Raw genomic sequence first — 14,655 nt, forward strand, 5'->3', positions numbered from 1 at the left:
GCGCACCGCACCACGACAATCACAACGACACAGCTCCATAAGGGGCGCCACAACGGAGACACCGATCATGGGCACCGACATGAGCACGACGCTCGCATCCGCCGCACCGGCCACGCACACACGCGGGGGCCGCTACACGACACCGCTGGTCGTCCTGACCTCGATATTCTTCCTGTGGGGATTCATGACCTCGCTCAACGACGTCCTGATCCCGCATCTGCGCGCGATGTTCACGCTGAGCTATACCCAGGCGATGATGATCCAGTTCTGCTTCTTCACCGCCTATCTGGTGATGTCCTTCCCGGCCGGTTATCTGGTCGAGAAACTCGGCTACAAGACCGGCATCATCATCGGCCTGTCGACTGCCGGCTGCGGCTGCCTGCTGTTCTACCCGGCGGCGAGTCTGGCGTCCTATCCATTCTTCCTCGGCGCCCTGTTCGTGCTCGCCTCCGGCATTACCCTGCTGCAGGTCGCCGCCAACCCCTACGTGACCGTGCTGGGCAAACCGGAAACCGCCTCCAGCCGGCTCAACCTGACCCAGGCGTTCAATTCGCTCGGCACCACCCTCGCCCCCTTCTTCGGCTCGATGCTGATCCTGTCGGCGGCGTTCAAGACCAGCGAGGAGTTGCAGCAGATGAATCCCGCCGATCTGGCGGCCTACGGCATCGCCCAGGGCAGCGCGGTGCAGCTGCCCTACCTCGGCCTCGCGGCGGCGTTCTTCGTCCTTGCCGTAGTCATCGCAGTCGTCCGCCTGCCGCGCCTCGAGGCGCCGGAAACGCCGGTCGAAGCGCCCGACGCACGCAGCGTTTACCACCGCCACGACAGCGTCTGGGCCTATCGGCACCTCGTCCTCGGCGCCGTCGCCATCTTCGCCTACGTCGGCGCCGAGGTGGCCATCGGCAGTTTCCTGATCAATTTCATGGGTGCGCCCGAGATCGCCGGGCTGACCGAGGAGGTCGCCGCGAAATATCTGGCGCTGTACTGGGGCGGTGCGATGGTGGGTCGCTTCGTCGGCGCCGCCGTGCTGCGCAAGGTACGACCCGGCCGCCTGCTGGCATTCAACGCCTTCGTGGTCTCCATCCTGCTGGTGACGGCCATGCTGGTGGCGGGCAAGGCCGCGATGTGGGCGCTGCTGGCAATCGGCCTGTTCAACTCGATCATGTTCCCGACCATCTTCTCGCTCGCCATCGAGGGCCTGGGCAAACACACCGGCGAGGGTTCGGGCGTCGTCTGCATGGCCATCGTCGGGGGCGCAATCGTCCCGCTGATCCAGGGCGTGTTTGCCGACAACATCGGCCTGCTCTACTCGTTCTGCATTCCGGTGTTGTGCTATCTGTATATCGCCTACTACGGGCTGCGCGGGCACTACGCCGATTTCGAGCCGGCGACGACCGCGGTCGCCGCGCGCTGAGGCCTTTCCCCGCCCGTTACCGCCGGCCGTCGCCCGGACACACCGTACCGGGACCGCGATCGGCACCCTCGACGGCACCCGCGTCGAGATGCGCGTGGATCGGCGGGGACACGCTTTCCATCTCCTGCCCTATCCGCGGAGGTCGCCGACCTCCGCACCTGCGGCTCCCAGGGCGCGCACGATCCCCGGGTCGAACCCGTAGCTTGTCATCGGACACAACGCCTCCTTTTATTTAAATAAACCTGCTTGACAATTAACCCCTGTCGATGTTTAATAAACTCACTTGATTTATTAATAAGTTCCACCAATAAACACAAGCTTCAAGGAGACCAGGATGGGGCAAGAGCAAACCACGCGTGCGGCAGGTCCGATGCGCCTGCGCCGCTACAACGAGCGCCTGCTGCTGCAACTGCTGCGCCGGATCGGTGAAGCGTCGAAGGCCGATCTCGCCCGCCGCACCCACCTGACCAGCACCGCGGTCGGCACCATCATCCAGGCCCTGCAGGACGACGACCTGATCACCCCGACCGGGCGCCGCACCGAGGGCCAGCGCGGCCAGCCGGCAACCCTCATTCAGATCAATCCCAAGGGCGCATTCGGTATCGGTGTCCGCCTCGACCGCGACGCGATCGAAACCGCGCTCGTCGATCTGGGTGGCGACATTCTTGCCCGCCGCGTTCATAACCGCATCCTCCCCTCGCCGCAGCAGACCGTGGACCTGGTATGTGCCGACATCGCCGCGCTGCTCGACGCCATGCAGGCGGCGGAGCGCTCGCGCATCGCCGGCATCGGCGTCGCCCAGCCCTACAACCTCGGTGCCTGGTTGCGCGAGCTCGATCTCGCCGAACCGGCTTTCACCGCCTGGGACAGCTTCGACTTCGCCGCCGCCCTCGGAGACCGGACCGGCCTGCCGGTGTTCGGCGAGAACGACGGCAACGCTGCCGCCATCGCCGAGATCTTCTACGGCTGCGGCCGGCGCTACGACGACTTCATCTACGTCTTCCTCGGCCCGGTCATCGGTTGCGGGGTCGCGCTCGACGGCACCTGCCTGCGCGGCGTCACCGGCAATGCCGGCGACATCGCGGTGATGCCGGTGACGCCCAGCACCCTGCCCTTGGCACCCAGACCGACCGGCAAGTGGGACATGCTGCTGTCGCGCGCGTCGCTCAATGCCTTGTCGCGCCATCTGCGCTGGAGCGGCGAGCAGGTGGCCACCCATACCGACCTCGAAGCCTTCGTACGCGCCGGTCACCCGGCGGTCGACGAATGGCTGGTCGATTGTGTCGACGCCCTCGCCCCTGCCTTGCGTTCGGCCCTGTGCATGCTCGACGTGCCGGTGGTGGTGATCGATGCCGACGTCGATGGCGGCCTGATCGACCGCCTGATGCAGCACCTTGCGCGCGAACTGGCCGACACCGCACCCGAAGCGCGTGGCGTGCCGCAGATCGTGCGCGGCACCTTCGGCACCGACGCGGGCGCGGTCGGTGCGGCCAGTCTGCCGATGTTCTTCAGTTTCTCGCCCCGTTCGCAGGTCCTGCGGCGCGGCGCCCGCAACCAAGAGGAGAACGAACATGCCTGGTGAGCACACCATGAAGCCGGTACTCGAAATGCGCTGCATCTCCAAGACCTTTCCCGGGGTCAAGGCCTTGCGCGACGTGTCGCTGACTCTGTACCCGGGCGAGGTGCATTCGCTGATGGGCGAGAACGGCGCCGGCAAGTCGACGCTGATGAAGATTCTGTCCGGCGCCTATACCGCCGACGCCGGCTGCGAGATCCGCATCGACGGCCAGCCGGTAGTGATCGATGGTCCGCAGTCGGCGCGCGACCTCGGCGTTGCGGTGATCTACCAGGAGCTGGCGCTGTGCCCCAGCCTGACGGTGGCGGAAAACATCTACCTCGGCCGCGAACTTCACCACGGGCCACGGATTGCCCGCCGCGAGATGGAGGCGGCCTGCGCCGAGATCCTGGCGCGACTGGGCGCCGGTTTCAGGCCGACCACCGTGGTCAGCGACCTGTCGATCGCCGAGCGCCAGCTGGTCGAGATCGCCCGCGCCATGCAGGGCAAGGCCCGCATCCTGGTCATGGACGAACCGACCACGCCGCTGTCGTCGCGCGAGACCGACCGTCTGTTCGCGCTGATCCGCAAGCTGCGCACCGAGGGCCTGGCGATCGTCTACGTGAGCCACCGCATGGCCGAGATCTACGAACTGTCCGACCGCGTCAGCGTGCTGCGGGACGGCACCTACGTCGGCACCCTCGAGCGGGCGGAGCTTTCCGCCGAGGCGCTGGTGCGGATGATGGTCGGCCGCGACATCAGCGGCTTCTACAAGAAGGAACACCTTCCGTTCGACCCGGGCAAGGTGGTGCTGTCGGTACGCAAGGTCGCCGACGGCCGCCGGGTGAAGCCCTCGGCCTTCGACCTCCATGCCGGCGAGGTGCTCGGCATCGCCGGCCTGGTCGGCGCCGGACGCACCGAACTGGCACGGCTGATCTTCGGTGCCGACGCGCGCATTTCGGGCGATATCGAGATCGATGGCGCGCCGGTGCGCATCCGCAACCCGCTCGACGCCATCGAGGCCGGCATCGTGTATCTGACCGAGGATCGCAAGGGCCGTGGCCTGTTCCTGGACATGAGCGTACGCGACAACATCAACGTCTGCGCCAGCTCGCGTGATGCCCGCAGCGGCGGCGTACTGAACCTCGCCCGTGCCCATCAGCGCGCCAACGACGCGATCCGCGAACTCGGAATCAAGGTGCCGAACTCGAGGGTGAACGTCGGTGCCCTGTCCGGCGGCAACCAGCAAAAGGTGCTGCTGTCGCGCCTGCTAGAGCTCCACCCCAAGGTGCTGATCCTCGATGAGCCCACGCGCGGGGTCGACATCGGCGCCAAATCCGAGATCTACCGGATCATCAACGAACTGGCCCGGCGCGGGGTCGGCGTCATCGTCATCTCCAGCGAACTGCCCGAGATCGTCGGCACTGCCGACCGCGTGCTGGTGATGCGCGAGGGCGAACTCGTCGGCGAGCTCGGCGGCTACTCCGGGCGCCCGATCACGCAGGAGTCGATCATCGAACTCGCCACCGGCGCCGGCCGGGAGCACGAAACGCTGAAACAGGCGGCCTGACCACCAACACACTCCGGTTCGCCGGACCAAGATCCCAATGAGGAGACAACGATGAGCGCAACCAACACCCTGCGCGCGGGCACTGCCACGCCGCGCGAAAGCTTCCAGACGCTGATGCGTACGGTCGGCATGCTGCCGGTACTGATCCTGCTGATGATCGGCTTCGGCCTGATCGCCGACTCGTTCTTCACCGCGCAGAACTTCTCCATCATCGCCCAGCAGGCATCGATCAACATCGTGCTGGCCGCGGGCATGACCTTCGTCATCCTGACCGGTGGCATCGACCTGTCGGTGGGCTCGATTCTCGCCGCGGCCGCGGTGGTGGCCCTGATCGTGTCGGGCATTCCGGACATCGGCATGCTGGGCATCGCCGCGGCACTGCTCACCGGCCTGGTGTTCGGGCTGATCAACGGCGGCCTGATCGCCTTCCTCAAACTGCCACCCTTCATCGTCACCCTCGGCGCGCTCACCGCGGTGCGCGGCGTCGCCCGCCTGATCGGCGACGACAAGACCGTGTTCAACCCCGACCTGCCGTTTGCCTTCATCGGCCATGAGAGCATCCTCGGCGTGCCTTGGCTGGTGGTGATCGCCGCCCTGGTGATCGTCGCGTCGTGGTTCATCCTGCGCCGCACCGTGCTCGGCCTGCACATCTACTCGGTGGGGAGCAACCCCGAGGCGGCCCGCCTGTCCGGCATCAAGGTGTGGAAAGTCCTGCTGTTTGCGTACGCCATGTCGGGCCTGCTCGCCGGCCTCGGCGCGGTGATGACCGCGTCGCGCCTGATGGCGGCCAACGGCCTGCAACTGGGCCAGTCCTACGAACTGGACGCGATCGCGGCGGTGATCCTGGGCGGCACCAGCTTCGTCGGCGGGGTCGGCACCATCGTCGGCACCCTGATCGGCGCACTGATCATCGCGGTGCTGACCAACGGCCTGGTGCTGGTCGGCGTGTCCGACATCTGGCAGTACATCATCAAGGGCCTGGTCATCATCGGCGCCGTGGCGCTCGACCGCTACCGCCAGTCCGGCGCCCGTACCTGACCCCCTCCGCCACACCCACCCCCGTCCGCCCAGATCCGACGGTTCCGCCCCCCGGGCCGGAACCGCACCCTGCTGCATCACAACCCCCCGAAGGAGACAACCATGATCACCAACAAGGCCATCGTAGCCACCCTTGCCCTGGCATGCGCCACCGGTTTCGCCCAGGCCAGGGATATCCAGTCCATCGGCATCACCGTCGGCTCGCTCGGCAATCCGTTCTTCGTCACCATCGCCAAGGGCGCGGAAGCGAAGGCGAAGGAATTGAATCCGAACGTGAAGGTGCTGGCGGTGTCGGCCGACTACGACCTCAACAAGCAGTTCACCCAGATCGACAACTTCATCGCCGCCGGCGTGGACATGATTTTGCTCAACGCCGCCGACGCCAGGGCGATCGAGCCGGCAGTGAAGAAGGCGCAGAAGGCGGGCATTGTGGTCATCGGCGTCGATGTGGCGGCCGCCGGCGCCGACGCCACGGTGCAGACCAACAACGTGCAGGCCGGCGAGATCGCTTGCGCCTACATCGTCAACAAGCTCGGCGGCAAGGGCAATGTGATCATCCAGAACGGGCCCCAGGTGTCGGCCGTGATCGACCGCGTCAACGGCTGCAAGGCGCAACTGGCCAAGGCGCCGGACATCAAGGTGCTGTCCGACGATCAGGACGGCAAGGGTTCGCGCGAAGGCGGCATGAACGTGATGCTCGGCCACCTGACTCGCTTCCAGAAGGTCGATGCGGTGTTCACGATCAACGACCCGCAGGCGATCGGCTCCGATCTGGCAGCGCGCCAGCTCAAGCGCACCGGCATCGTCATCGCCTCGGTCGATGGCGCGCCCGACATCGAAGGCGCGATCAAGAGCGGCACCGCGGTCGAAGCCTCGGCCAGCCAGGATCCGTGGCTGATGGCACAGAAGGCGGTCGAGATCGGTCACGGCATCCTCAACGGTACCCGCCCGGCAGATCCGATGGTGCTGATCCCGTCCGAGCTGATCACGCGCGCCAACGTGGCCAGCTACAAGGGCTGGTCGGCACCGCGCTGATCCGCTCGCCGCACTGCCGCCCGGCCGCCTGATCCGGCAGCGGGCGGCTCCCGCAACCCCTTGTACGGACAAACATCATGTTTCTCGTCTGTGGCGAAGCCCTGTTCGACGTGTTCATCGGTGGCGAATCGAACCGCGCCCTGCATCTCGACGCCCACCCCGGCGGCTCCCCTTTCAACGTCGCCATCGGTCTGGCCCGGCTCGCGCAGCCGGTCTCCTTTCTCGGTGGAATCGCCCGCGACATGCTCGGCGACCGCCTGCTCGGCGTGCTCGACGCCGAGGGCGTGGAAACCGGCCTGTTGAGCCGCTTCGACGCCCCGACCACGCTCGGCATGGTCGAGCTCTCGGCCGCTGGCGTGCCGCGCTATGCCTTCTACGGCAATGGCGCTGCCGACCGCCTGCTGACGCAGGACCACCTCCCGACATTGGCACCCGAGGTGCGGGCGATCCATCTCGGCTCCTACGCCGCCGTCGTCGAACCGGTGGCGAGCGCACTCGAGACCCTGGTGCGGCGCGAGCGCGACACCCGTCTGATCGCCTACGACCCCAACGTGCGCCTGAATGTGGAGCCGTCGGTGGCACGCTGGCGCGATCGGGTCGAGATCCTGGCCAAGCTGGCTCACCTGGTGAAGATCAGCGACGAGGATGCCCATCTGCTGTATGGCGGCGAGGACGATGACGCACTGGCCCGGCGCTGGCTGGCAAACGGAACGACGGTGGTGGTCATGACCCGGGGCCACCAGGGCGCCAGCGCGTGGAATGCCGGCGGACGGGTCGACGTCGCCGCACCGGCGATCGCCGTCGCCGACACCGTCGGCGCCGGCGACACCTTCCAGGCGGCCATGCTCGCCTGGCTGGCGGAGAACGCCGCACTCGACATCGGCACGCTGGCCACGTTGTCGCCCGAACGACTGCAGGCGCTGCTGTGCTTCGCGGCCCGGGCCGCGGCGATCACCTGCTCCCGGCGAGGCGCCGACCTGCCGCGACGCACCGAGCTCGCCGTGACCTGAAGCTCCGACCCGGGCGCCACTCCGTAACAACCCAACTGTCATTGATACGCCCGCCCCGCCGCGGCCGGGCGCGAGGGCTGCTGCGCGCCGCTTCCGCCGCACGGCAGCCTCGACGGTGCGACCCGCACCGGAAACCGGATAGAGGATGAATGAAAATGAACACGACCCGCATCAGCCGTCTTGCCCTCACGACACTTCCCGTGGCCGCGCTGCTCGGTGCCGCCCTGCCCGCGCAGGCGCTCGACTATGGCGGCTATTTCCGTGCCGCGCCGGCCGCCAGCAAGGACAGCAAATCACGCGCCTGCTACGGTCTGGCCGGTCCGGGCCTGAAGTATCGCCTCGGCAACGAATGCGATGTGTATGGCGAGTTCTTCGTCAGCCACGGCGTCGACGTCGGCGGGGTCGCCTACAAGGCGCTTGTCATGGCCGATGTGAGCGGTCCGCTGACCGATATCCGCACGGTCGACTCCGACATCGTCCAGGCCTATGTGGAAGCCAGAGGCTTTGGCTTTGCCCCTGAATCGACGTTCTGGATCGGCAGGCGGTTCCACGGTCGCGCCGACGTGCATATCGTCGATACCAAGTTCACCGTGCTCGACGGCCTCGGCGCCGGGGTGACGGACATCCCCGCCGGCCCCGGGAAACTCGCCTTCTCGTATTTTCAGGAGGATCTGGACGGCCGCTTGACGGGCGATCGGGTCAATGCCGAGTTCTACGACCTGCCGGTCAATCCCGGTGGCCGGCTGCGCCTGGTCGCCACCGTGGCCGACAGCGACACGCCCGGCGCCAAGGGCGGTGCGGGCCTGACCGTGCAGCACAACCAGGGCAGCTTCCAGGGCGAGGGCGGCGGCAACAGCGTGTGGCTGCAATACGCACGGAACGGTGCCGGTCTTGACGGCAACTTTGCCGCGCCGAGCGTCGGCGAGGATGTCAGGTCCTGGCGCCTGGCCGAGAGCTACCACTGGCAGAAGGGCGCGTTCGGCGGCCAGGCGCTGGCGATGTACCAGCATGACAAGTCTTCGGTCACCGGCACCACGCGCTCGGTATCGGTCGGCGGTCGGATCTCCTACGCGCTCGGCCAGTACTTCAAGCTGGTGGGCGAAGTCGGACATTCGGTGAAGAAGCCCGAGCAAGGCGATACGGCCAGGCTGACCAAATTCACCTTCGCCCCCACGCTGAGCACCGGCCCCGGCTTCATGACGCGGCCGGAGATTCGCCTGTTCGTGACCACCGCGCGGTGGAACGACGCCGCCGGTAACGTCACCGGGCTGGCGGCGTTCGACGGCGACAGGTCGGGAACCAGCTACGGTGTCCAGGTCGAGCACTGGTTCTGAGGACGGCCCGGGGGACCGCTGCGTCGCAGCGGTCCCCGTTCGCACGGAAACTCCCCGCGGCCTGAGCTCGGCGCTTATCGTTGCATGGCGCTCGACCATGCCGCGCATTCGGCGGCGGTAAGCGCCAGCGCCAGCAGACGGCCGCAGTGCGCCGCCTCGACCACCGTTTCCAGCACCGCCATGGTGCCGATCGCCTGCACCGCCGGCACCGGATTCGCACCACCGCAGCAGATCGCGTCGCGCACGCCGGCGTAGAAGTCCTGATACTGCCCGGCCGGCAGCGGCTCGCTGGCAACGGTATCGTCGCCGCGGTAGCGCTGCGCCGGTTGCGGGTCCTTGCCCCAGTCCGCGCTTGCCGGCGCAATGCCGGCCTTGAGCTGATCTTCCTGCACGTCCAAGCCATGCTTGACCCAGCTCCCCGCCGTGCCGTGCACCGCGAAGCGCGGCATGCCGCCGCCGACCAGTACCGACGCCGACAGCGTGACCTGCAGCTCGCCGTAGTCCAGCCAGGCCTCGCACCAGTCATCCGCGCGAGCGCCGGCGCGCTGCCGCGCCAGGCGCCCGCCGACACGTCGGGGCAGGCCGAAGAGGCACAGCACCTGGTCCACCAGGTGGGGGCCGAGATCGAACCAGATGCCACCGCCGTCCTCGGCGCGCTCACGCCAGCGGTCCTGCACCAGCGGGCGGAAGCGGTCAAAGCGCGACTCGAGATGGGTGACCCGCCCGATCCCGCCGGCGCGCAACATCGCCTGCAGGCCGAGAAAGTCGCTGTCCCAACGGCGGTTCTGGAACACCGCAAGTAGCTTGCCGGTCGTGTCCGCCAGGGCGGTCAGCGCACGCGCGTCCTTCACGCTGAGCGTGAACGGCTTGTCCACCACCACATGCTTTCCGGCGCGCAGCGCGGCCTCGGCCAGCGGCGCGTGGGTCGCGTTCGGACTGGCAATCACCACCAGATCGATGTCGGCGCGGGCGACGGCATCCTGCGCCGTGCCCACTGCCTCGACCCCCGGCAGGTCACGGCCAAGTTCATCACCACGGCTGGTCGCCACGACGGCGAGCTCCACGCCCTCGGCATGGCGGATCAGCGGCGCATGGAAAGTCCGGCCCGCCGCACCGTAACCGATCAGTGCGACGCGCAGCGTCGAAGCGGTCGTCATGAGTTCACGGACGAACGGGGAATCGTGACCGTGTCCGGGTCCGAGCGGATCTCATCGCGCTTCCATATTGGCGTGAAATTGCGCGCCACAGCGGAAGCTTCGCGATGCGCCGGGCTCGAGGCCGATCGCTGCATGGCAGTCGCTGCGGTTGAACGCATCGGTCATCACCTCGACCGGTTCGATGGCAACCGAACGTCGCGCCCCCCGCGCCAGCGTGTCGCCGGTAAACAGGTGAACCAGTCCGCCCGATTGCCATACCGTCAGTCCGCAGCCGCGCCGCGGATCGCGCAAGCGACTGCGGATCATGCCGTCGGCGTCGGGCTGCAGGTCCGCCAGCGACGCATCGATTGGCGCCGCGCCGAGCACGCGGGGCGTACGGAAGTCCAGTTCCGGCCGCGTCTCGATCGGAGCATGGGCGTCGGGGCCCGGTAGCGGCACCAGGCTCGCATCGGTGACGATGACCTGCCGTGCGGGCACCTGCAGCTCGAGCCGGTCGATCGCTCCGTTGCCGAACCGGAAATAGGGATGCCAGCCCGCCGCATAGGGCGCGGTCAGGTGTCCCATGTTGGTCGCGGTGATCGTCAGTGACAGGCCGTCCGGACCAAGCCGCAACAGCACGTGCAGGGTGAGCGCGAACGGGTAGCCCGGAAAGACCCCGGGCCGGATCGCATCGGTGAACAACAGCGCCTCGGCACCGTCGTCACGCTCGCGCACCTCGATCAGGGTCAGATCCAGATTGCGCAGGAAACCGTGGTAGACCAGACGCTCGTCTTCCTGGACGTGGGGCAGCAAGTCATGGCTACGATGCTCGAAATGATAGCGACCGCCGCCGATACGATTCGAGAACGGTGCCATCACGCCATTGCGGACACCGTGCTGCGCGTCCAGCTCGGCCATCGAGCGGTAGCCGTCGGTCAGCGCCAGCATCCCGGCGCCGAACGGCACCTGCCAGTCGATCAGGGTAGCCCCGCGCAAGGAGAACAGCGCCCGCGTGCCATCCACGCTATCACTCAGTCTGAAACCGTCGATCGTCCCGAACCGGCCGGTTTCGACCTGAAAACGCTGCGGCCGCCGTGCTCGTGCACGATCGCGCGAACGGGCATCGCGTGGCGCCCGCGCCAACTCTCCAGATCGCGCATGCGCACCGGATGTTTCACCAAAGGCTGTGTGCACCATGGTCTCCTTACGGTTGGATCGCTCGCCGCGCATTCCGTATTTATAAATCAAGTTGCTTTATTAAAATGCCTGAGCGCGGGCTTGTCAAGCTCATTCAGGCCGATCTCCGGCGAGCAGGATGTCCGCGCGCGGAGAACAGCCCAGAACCGCGAGATGCTCCGCAAGTACAATTGGCGATTAGAATGTCGCCAACAACCGGCCACCAACAAATCAGCCGCAGCGCTCGCGCGAGCGCTCGACGACCCGGATGCCGTCGCTTCCGGGTTGTTCCTTCTGGAGAACACCATGGCCTCACCCACCGAAAACGTCAGCATGGCGCTGTTCTGCGACTTCGAGAACGTCGCACTGGGCGTGCGCGATGCGAACTTCGACAAGTTCGACATCAAGCGCGTGCTCGAGCGCCTGCTGCTCAAAGGCAGCATCGTGGTCAAGAAGGCCTATTGCGACTGGGATCGCTACAAGGGCTTCAAGGCTGCCATGCACGAGGCGAATTTCGAGCTGATCGAGATTCCGCACGTCCGTCAGTCGGGCAAGAACTCGGCAGACATCCGCCTGGTGGTCGATGCACTCGACCTGTGTTACACCAAGGCTCACGTCAATACCTTCGTCATCATCAGTGGTGACTCCGACTTTTCGCCGCTGGTCTCCAAGCTGCGCGAAAACGCCAAGCAGGTGATCGGGGTCGGGGTCAAGCAATCGACCTCCGACCTGCTGATCGCCAACTGCGACGAGTTCATTTTTTACGACGACCTGGTACGCGAGAGCCAGCGCGCCGCGAGCAAGCGCGATTCGCGCGAAGCACCGCCTGCCAGCAAGCGCACTCCCGACGAGGAAAAACTGCGCAAGGAAGAACTCGACGCCCGCCGGACGAAGGCGATCGAGATCGCGGTGGAGACCTTCGAAGCCCTGCTCGCCGAACGCGGCGACAGTGGCAAGATCTGGGCCTCGATGCTCAAAGAGGCGATCAAGCGCCGCAAACCCGACTTCAGCGAGTCCTACTTCGGCTTCCGCGCCTTCGGCAACCTGCTCGAGGAAGCGCAGGCGCGCGGTCTGCTCGAGTTCGGCCGCGACGAAAAGTCGGGGGCATACGTCTATCGCAGCCACACCCCGGTGACCGAGCATGTCGAGACTGCGGTCGAGCACGAGCCGGTCGTCGAACGCAAGGAGCGGGAAGCCCCGCGCACCCGGAAGACGCGATCGGACAGGAGGCCGCAGCGGTCCCGTGAACCGGAAGCGGAGATCCACCACATTCCGGCGCCCGAACCCGAACCGGTTGCAACGCCCGAGCCGGTTGCGATCGCACCCGAGCAACACGTCGCGGAGCATGCGACCGAGCATGGGGAAGCCAAGAGCAGTAGCCGCCGCAGGGGCGGCGGCGGGCGCAGGACCACGGTCAAGCAGAACGCGCCGGAAAGCGTCGCCGCCGCACCGGTGACTTTGCCGCAGGCCGTCGAACCCGCCGCCGAGCACGGGTCCGGCATGCCGGAAACCGATGTCGCCGGCGCAGCGACCCAGCCCGCGCGCAAGGCGACCACGCGCAGCCGCCGTCCGCGCAAGAAAGAAGGCACGCCGGACGAAAATCAGGCCTAAAAGGCTGTCGGACTTGAGGCTGATCTACTGCGCCAGTTGGAGAAACGGTCCATATCCGCCCGTTTTTCGTTGCATGGAATGACTATGCGCCTCAAGAACGGCCGAATCCGTCCTCGCTTTCCCGCTCGGCTCGTGACGATCGCTCAAGTCCGACAGCCTCCTGGTCGCGAGCTCGCGCGGCAATGGCTCGCGTTCAGGGCCTGATGCTGCGCGGGCGATAGCCGTAACGGCGCGCAAGCCGTTCCGGGTCGGCTCCAAGAAAATACGCTGCACGCAGCCACCACATCAGCGCAATGGTGCGCAGCACGCCGTGCCTGTCCCAGCGCCGCCCCGAGGTGAGCACGCGCGCACGCAAGCACGCCGGCCGACCACACCTGCGCAGGCCGGTCGACAGCGCAATGTCTTCCATCAACGCAATATCCGGATAGCCACCAACCGCCTCGAACGCCGTGCGCCGCACGAAGATGGCCTGATCGCCAGTGGCGATGCCAGTGAGGCGCGAGCGCAGGTTCATCAGCGCGGCCACCCAACGCAGCAAGGGCGAGCGGCCGTCGATGGCGACATCGAAGCGCCCCCACACCGTCGCTCCGGCGAGGGCGTCACGGATCAGCGCCATTGCGTCCGCTGGCAGCCGGGTGTCGGCATGAACGAAAAGCAGAACATCGCCACGGGCAACCGCTGCGGCGGCATTCATCTGGCTGGCCCGGCCCCGCGGCGCGCTCAGCACCCGGTCCGCCAGCGTACGTGCCAGATCGGCGGTTTCATCCTCACTGCCGCCGTCGGCAACGATGAGTTCGATCCCCGGATCACGCAGGCAGGCCAGCCCGGAGAGGCCGGCCACAACGCCCCTGCCCTCGTTGAGCACCGGCACGATGATCGACATCCACGGCCGCGGTCCGTCGCCAGCATTGCACGTGTCGCCGCGAACGCTGCATTCGGCCGGATCACGCACCACATCGCCACCGGGTCGCACAGCGGCCCCGGGCTCAGCGGATGAAGTCGCGGTTCACCTCGCGGAACAGATCGGTTCCGCCGCGCTGCAACCACTCGAACGCCACCATCTCGCGCGACACGATCTCGATGCCGTGGCTGCGCATGCGTGCGAATGCCAGATCCGCGTTGGCCGGATCGCGCGAGCCCGACGCGTCGGCCACCACGAACACCTCCTTGCCGGCCCAGCGCAACTCCAGCGCGGTCTGCTGCACACAGACATGCGCCTCGGCACCGCACACGACCACCTGGCGGCGATCTGCCACCGCGGTGCCTGCGAGGACGTCCTCGGACTGGGCCGAGAAGCACTGTTTGGCGACGTACTGCGCCGCCCCGGTGACCGCCTTCAGCGCCGGCACGGTGTATCCGATCTTTTCCGGAAAGTGCTCGGTGATGACGGTCGGCACTCCTATCCGGCCGGCCACTCCGGCCAGCCAGATGCAGTTGTCGACGAGGCGTTCGCCTTCGTGGATCGCCGGCGCAAGGCCGGTTTGCACGTCGATGATGAGGAGTACCGACTTGTCGCGATTCATCAGCATGATCTCACTCCTGGTCGACCAGTTCCGGACGGTTGCGGAACAGCTCGAGCGCTTCCGGATTGGCCAACGCCTCCTGGTTCTTCACCGGACGGCCGTGTACCACGTTGCGCACCGCCAGTTCGACGATCTTGCCGCTCTTGGTGCGCGGGATGTCCGCCACCTGCAGCACCTTCGCCGGCACGTGACGCGGGGTGGTGTTGGCGCGGATGGTGTGTTTGATGCGGCCGACCAGTTCCTCGTCCAGGGTCAG

General features: G+C 66.9%; 12 protein-coding genes and 1 pseudogene. 8 read left to right on the forward strand and 5 right to left on the reverse strand.

Translation table 11 applies throughout. From position 1 onward, the window contains the following. The first annotated feature begins 67 nt into the window (after positions 1-67). The 7 genes from fucP to AC3A35_RS09470 all read left to right on the forward strand — a co-directional run bounded on the left by fucP (position 68) and on the right by AC3A35_RS09470 (position 8,953). On the forward strand, positions 68-1,411 hold the full coding sequence (fucP, locus tag AC3A35_RS09440) for an L-fucose:H+ symporter permease (protein WP_487435784.1): 1,344 nt from the start codon (positions 68-70) through the stop codon (positions 1,409-1,411). A gap of 334 nt (positions 1,412-1,745) precedes the next feature. Beyond that, entirely contained in the window at positions 1,746-2,993 is a 1,248-nt protein-coding gene (locus AC3A35_RS09445) for an ROK family protein (protein WP_487435785.1), read from the forward strand. Further along, positions 2,983-4,536, forward strand: a complete 1,554-nt coding sequence (locus AC3A35_RS09450) for a sugar ABC transporter ATP-binding protein (RefSeq protein ID WP_487435786.1) — start codon at positions 2,983-2,985, stop codon at positions 4,534-4,536. Before AC3A35_RS09445 ends, AC3A35_RS09450 begins: the two co-directional genes overlap by 11 nt. Before the next feature lie 51 nt (positions 4,537-4,587). Then, on the forward strand, positions 4,588-5,574 hold the full coding sequence (locus AC3A35_RS09455; RefSeq protein WP_487435787.1) for an ABC transporter permease subunit: 987 nt from the start codon (positions 4,588-4,590) through the stop codon (positions 5,572-5,574). A gap of 102 nt (positions 5,575-5,676) precedes the next feature. Next, a complete protein-coding gene (locus AC3A35_RS09460; RefSeq protein WP_487435788.1) occupies positions 5,677-6,609 on the forward strand; it encodes an ABC transporter substrate-binding protein in 933 nt (310 codons plus the stop codon). Between the two features lie 77 nt (positions 6,610-6,686). Beyond that, on the forward strand, positions 6,687-7,619 hold the full coding sequence (locus AC3A35_RS09465; protein WP_487435789.1) for a carbohydrate kinase family protein: 933 nt from the start codon (positions 6,687-6,689) through the stop codon (positions 7,617-7,619). A 155-nt stretch (positions 7,620-7,774) separates the two neighbouring features. Beyond that, positions 7,775-8,953: a carbohydrate porin gene (locus AC3A35_RS09470; protein ID WP_487435790.1), complete on the forward strand. Its 1,179-nt coding sequence runs from the start codon at positions 7,775-7,777 to the stop codon at positions 8,951-8,953. Between the two features lie 74 nt (positions 8,954-9,027). On the opposite strand, the gene AC3A35_RS09475 is transcribed toward AC3A35_RS09470, so the two are convergent. Both AC3A35_RS09475 and AC3A35_RS09480 read right to left on the reverse strand, forming a co-directional pair. After that, positions 9,028-10,110, reverse strand: coding sequence for an oxidoreductase (locus AC3A35_RS09475; protein WP_487435791.1), 1,083 nt, complete (start codon positions 10,108-10,110; stop codon positions 9,028-9,030). Between the two features lie 51 nt (positions 10,111-10,161). Then, positions 10,162-11,112 carry an aldose epimerase family protein gene (locus AC3A35_RS09480; protein ID WP_487435792.1) on the reverse strand — a complete coding sequence of 317 codons (951 nt, stop codon included), beginning with the start codon at positions 11,110-11,112 and terminating at the stop codon, positions 10,162-10,164. A 459-nt stretch (positions 11,113-11,571) separates the two neighbouring features. Here AC3A35_RS09480 and AC3A35_RS09485 point away from each other — a divergent pair, with 459 nt between their 5' ends. Further along, positions 11,572-12,876 (forward strand): NYN domain-containing protein, encoded by a 1,305-nt coding sequence (locus AC3A35_RS09485; RefSeq protein ID WP_487435793.1) that lies wholly within the window; start codon positions 11,572-11,574, stop codon positions 12,874-12,876. Positions 12,877-13,069: 193 nt separating this feature from the next. On the opposite strand, the gene AC3A35_RS09490 is transcribed toward AC3A35_RS09485, so the two are convergent. The 3 genes and pseudogenes from AC3A35_RS09490 to AC3A35_RS09500 form a co-directional block, all read right to left on the reverse strand. Further along, on the reverse strand, positions 13,070-13,759 hold the full coding sequence (locus tag AC3A35_RS09490; protein ID WP_487435794.1) for a TIGR04283 family arsenosugar biosynthesis glycosyltransferase: 690 nt from the start codon (positions 13,757-13,759) through the stop codon (positions 13,070-13,072). 103 nt (positions 13,760-13,862) lie between these two features. Next, positions 13,863-14,405, reverse strand: a complete 543-nt coding sequence (locus AC3A35_RS09495) for a hydrolase (protein WP_487435795.1) — start codon at positions 14,403-14,405, stop codon at positions 13,863-13,865. Positions 14,406-14,409: 4 nt separating this feature from the next. After that, positions 14,410-14,655 (reverse strand): annotated as a pseudogene (locus AC3A35_RS09500) (acetoacetate--CoA ligase); the annotation flags it as partial.

The organism is Azoarcus sp. Soil_N_20, assembly GCF_057656155.1.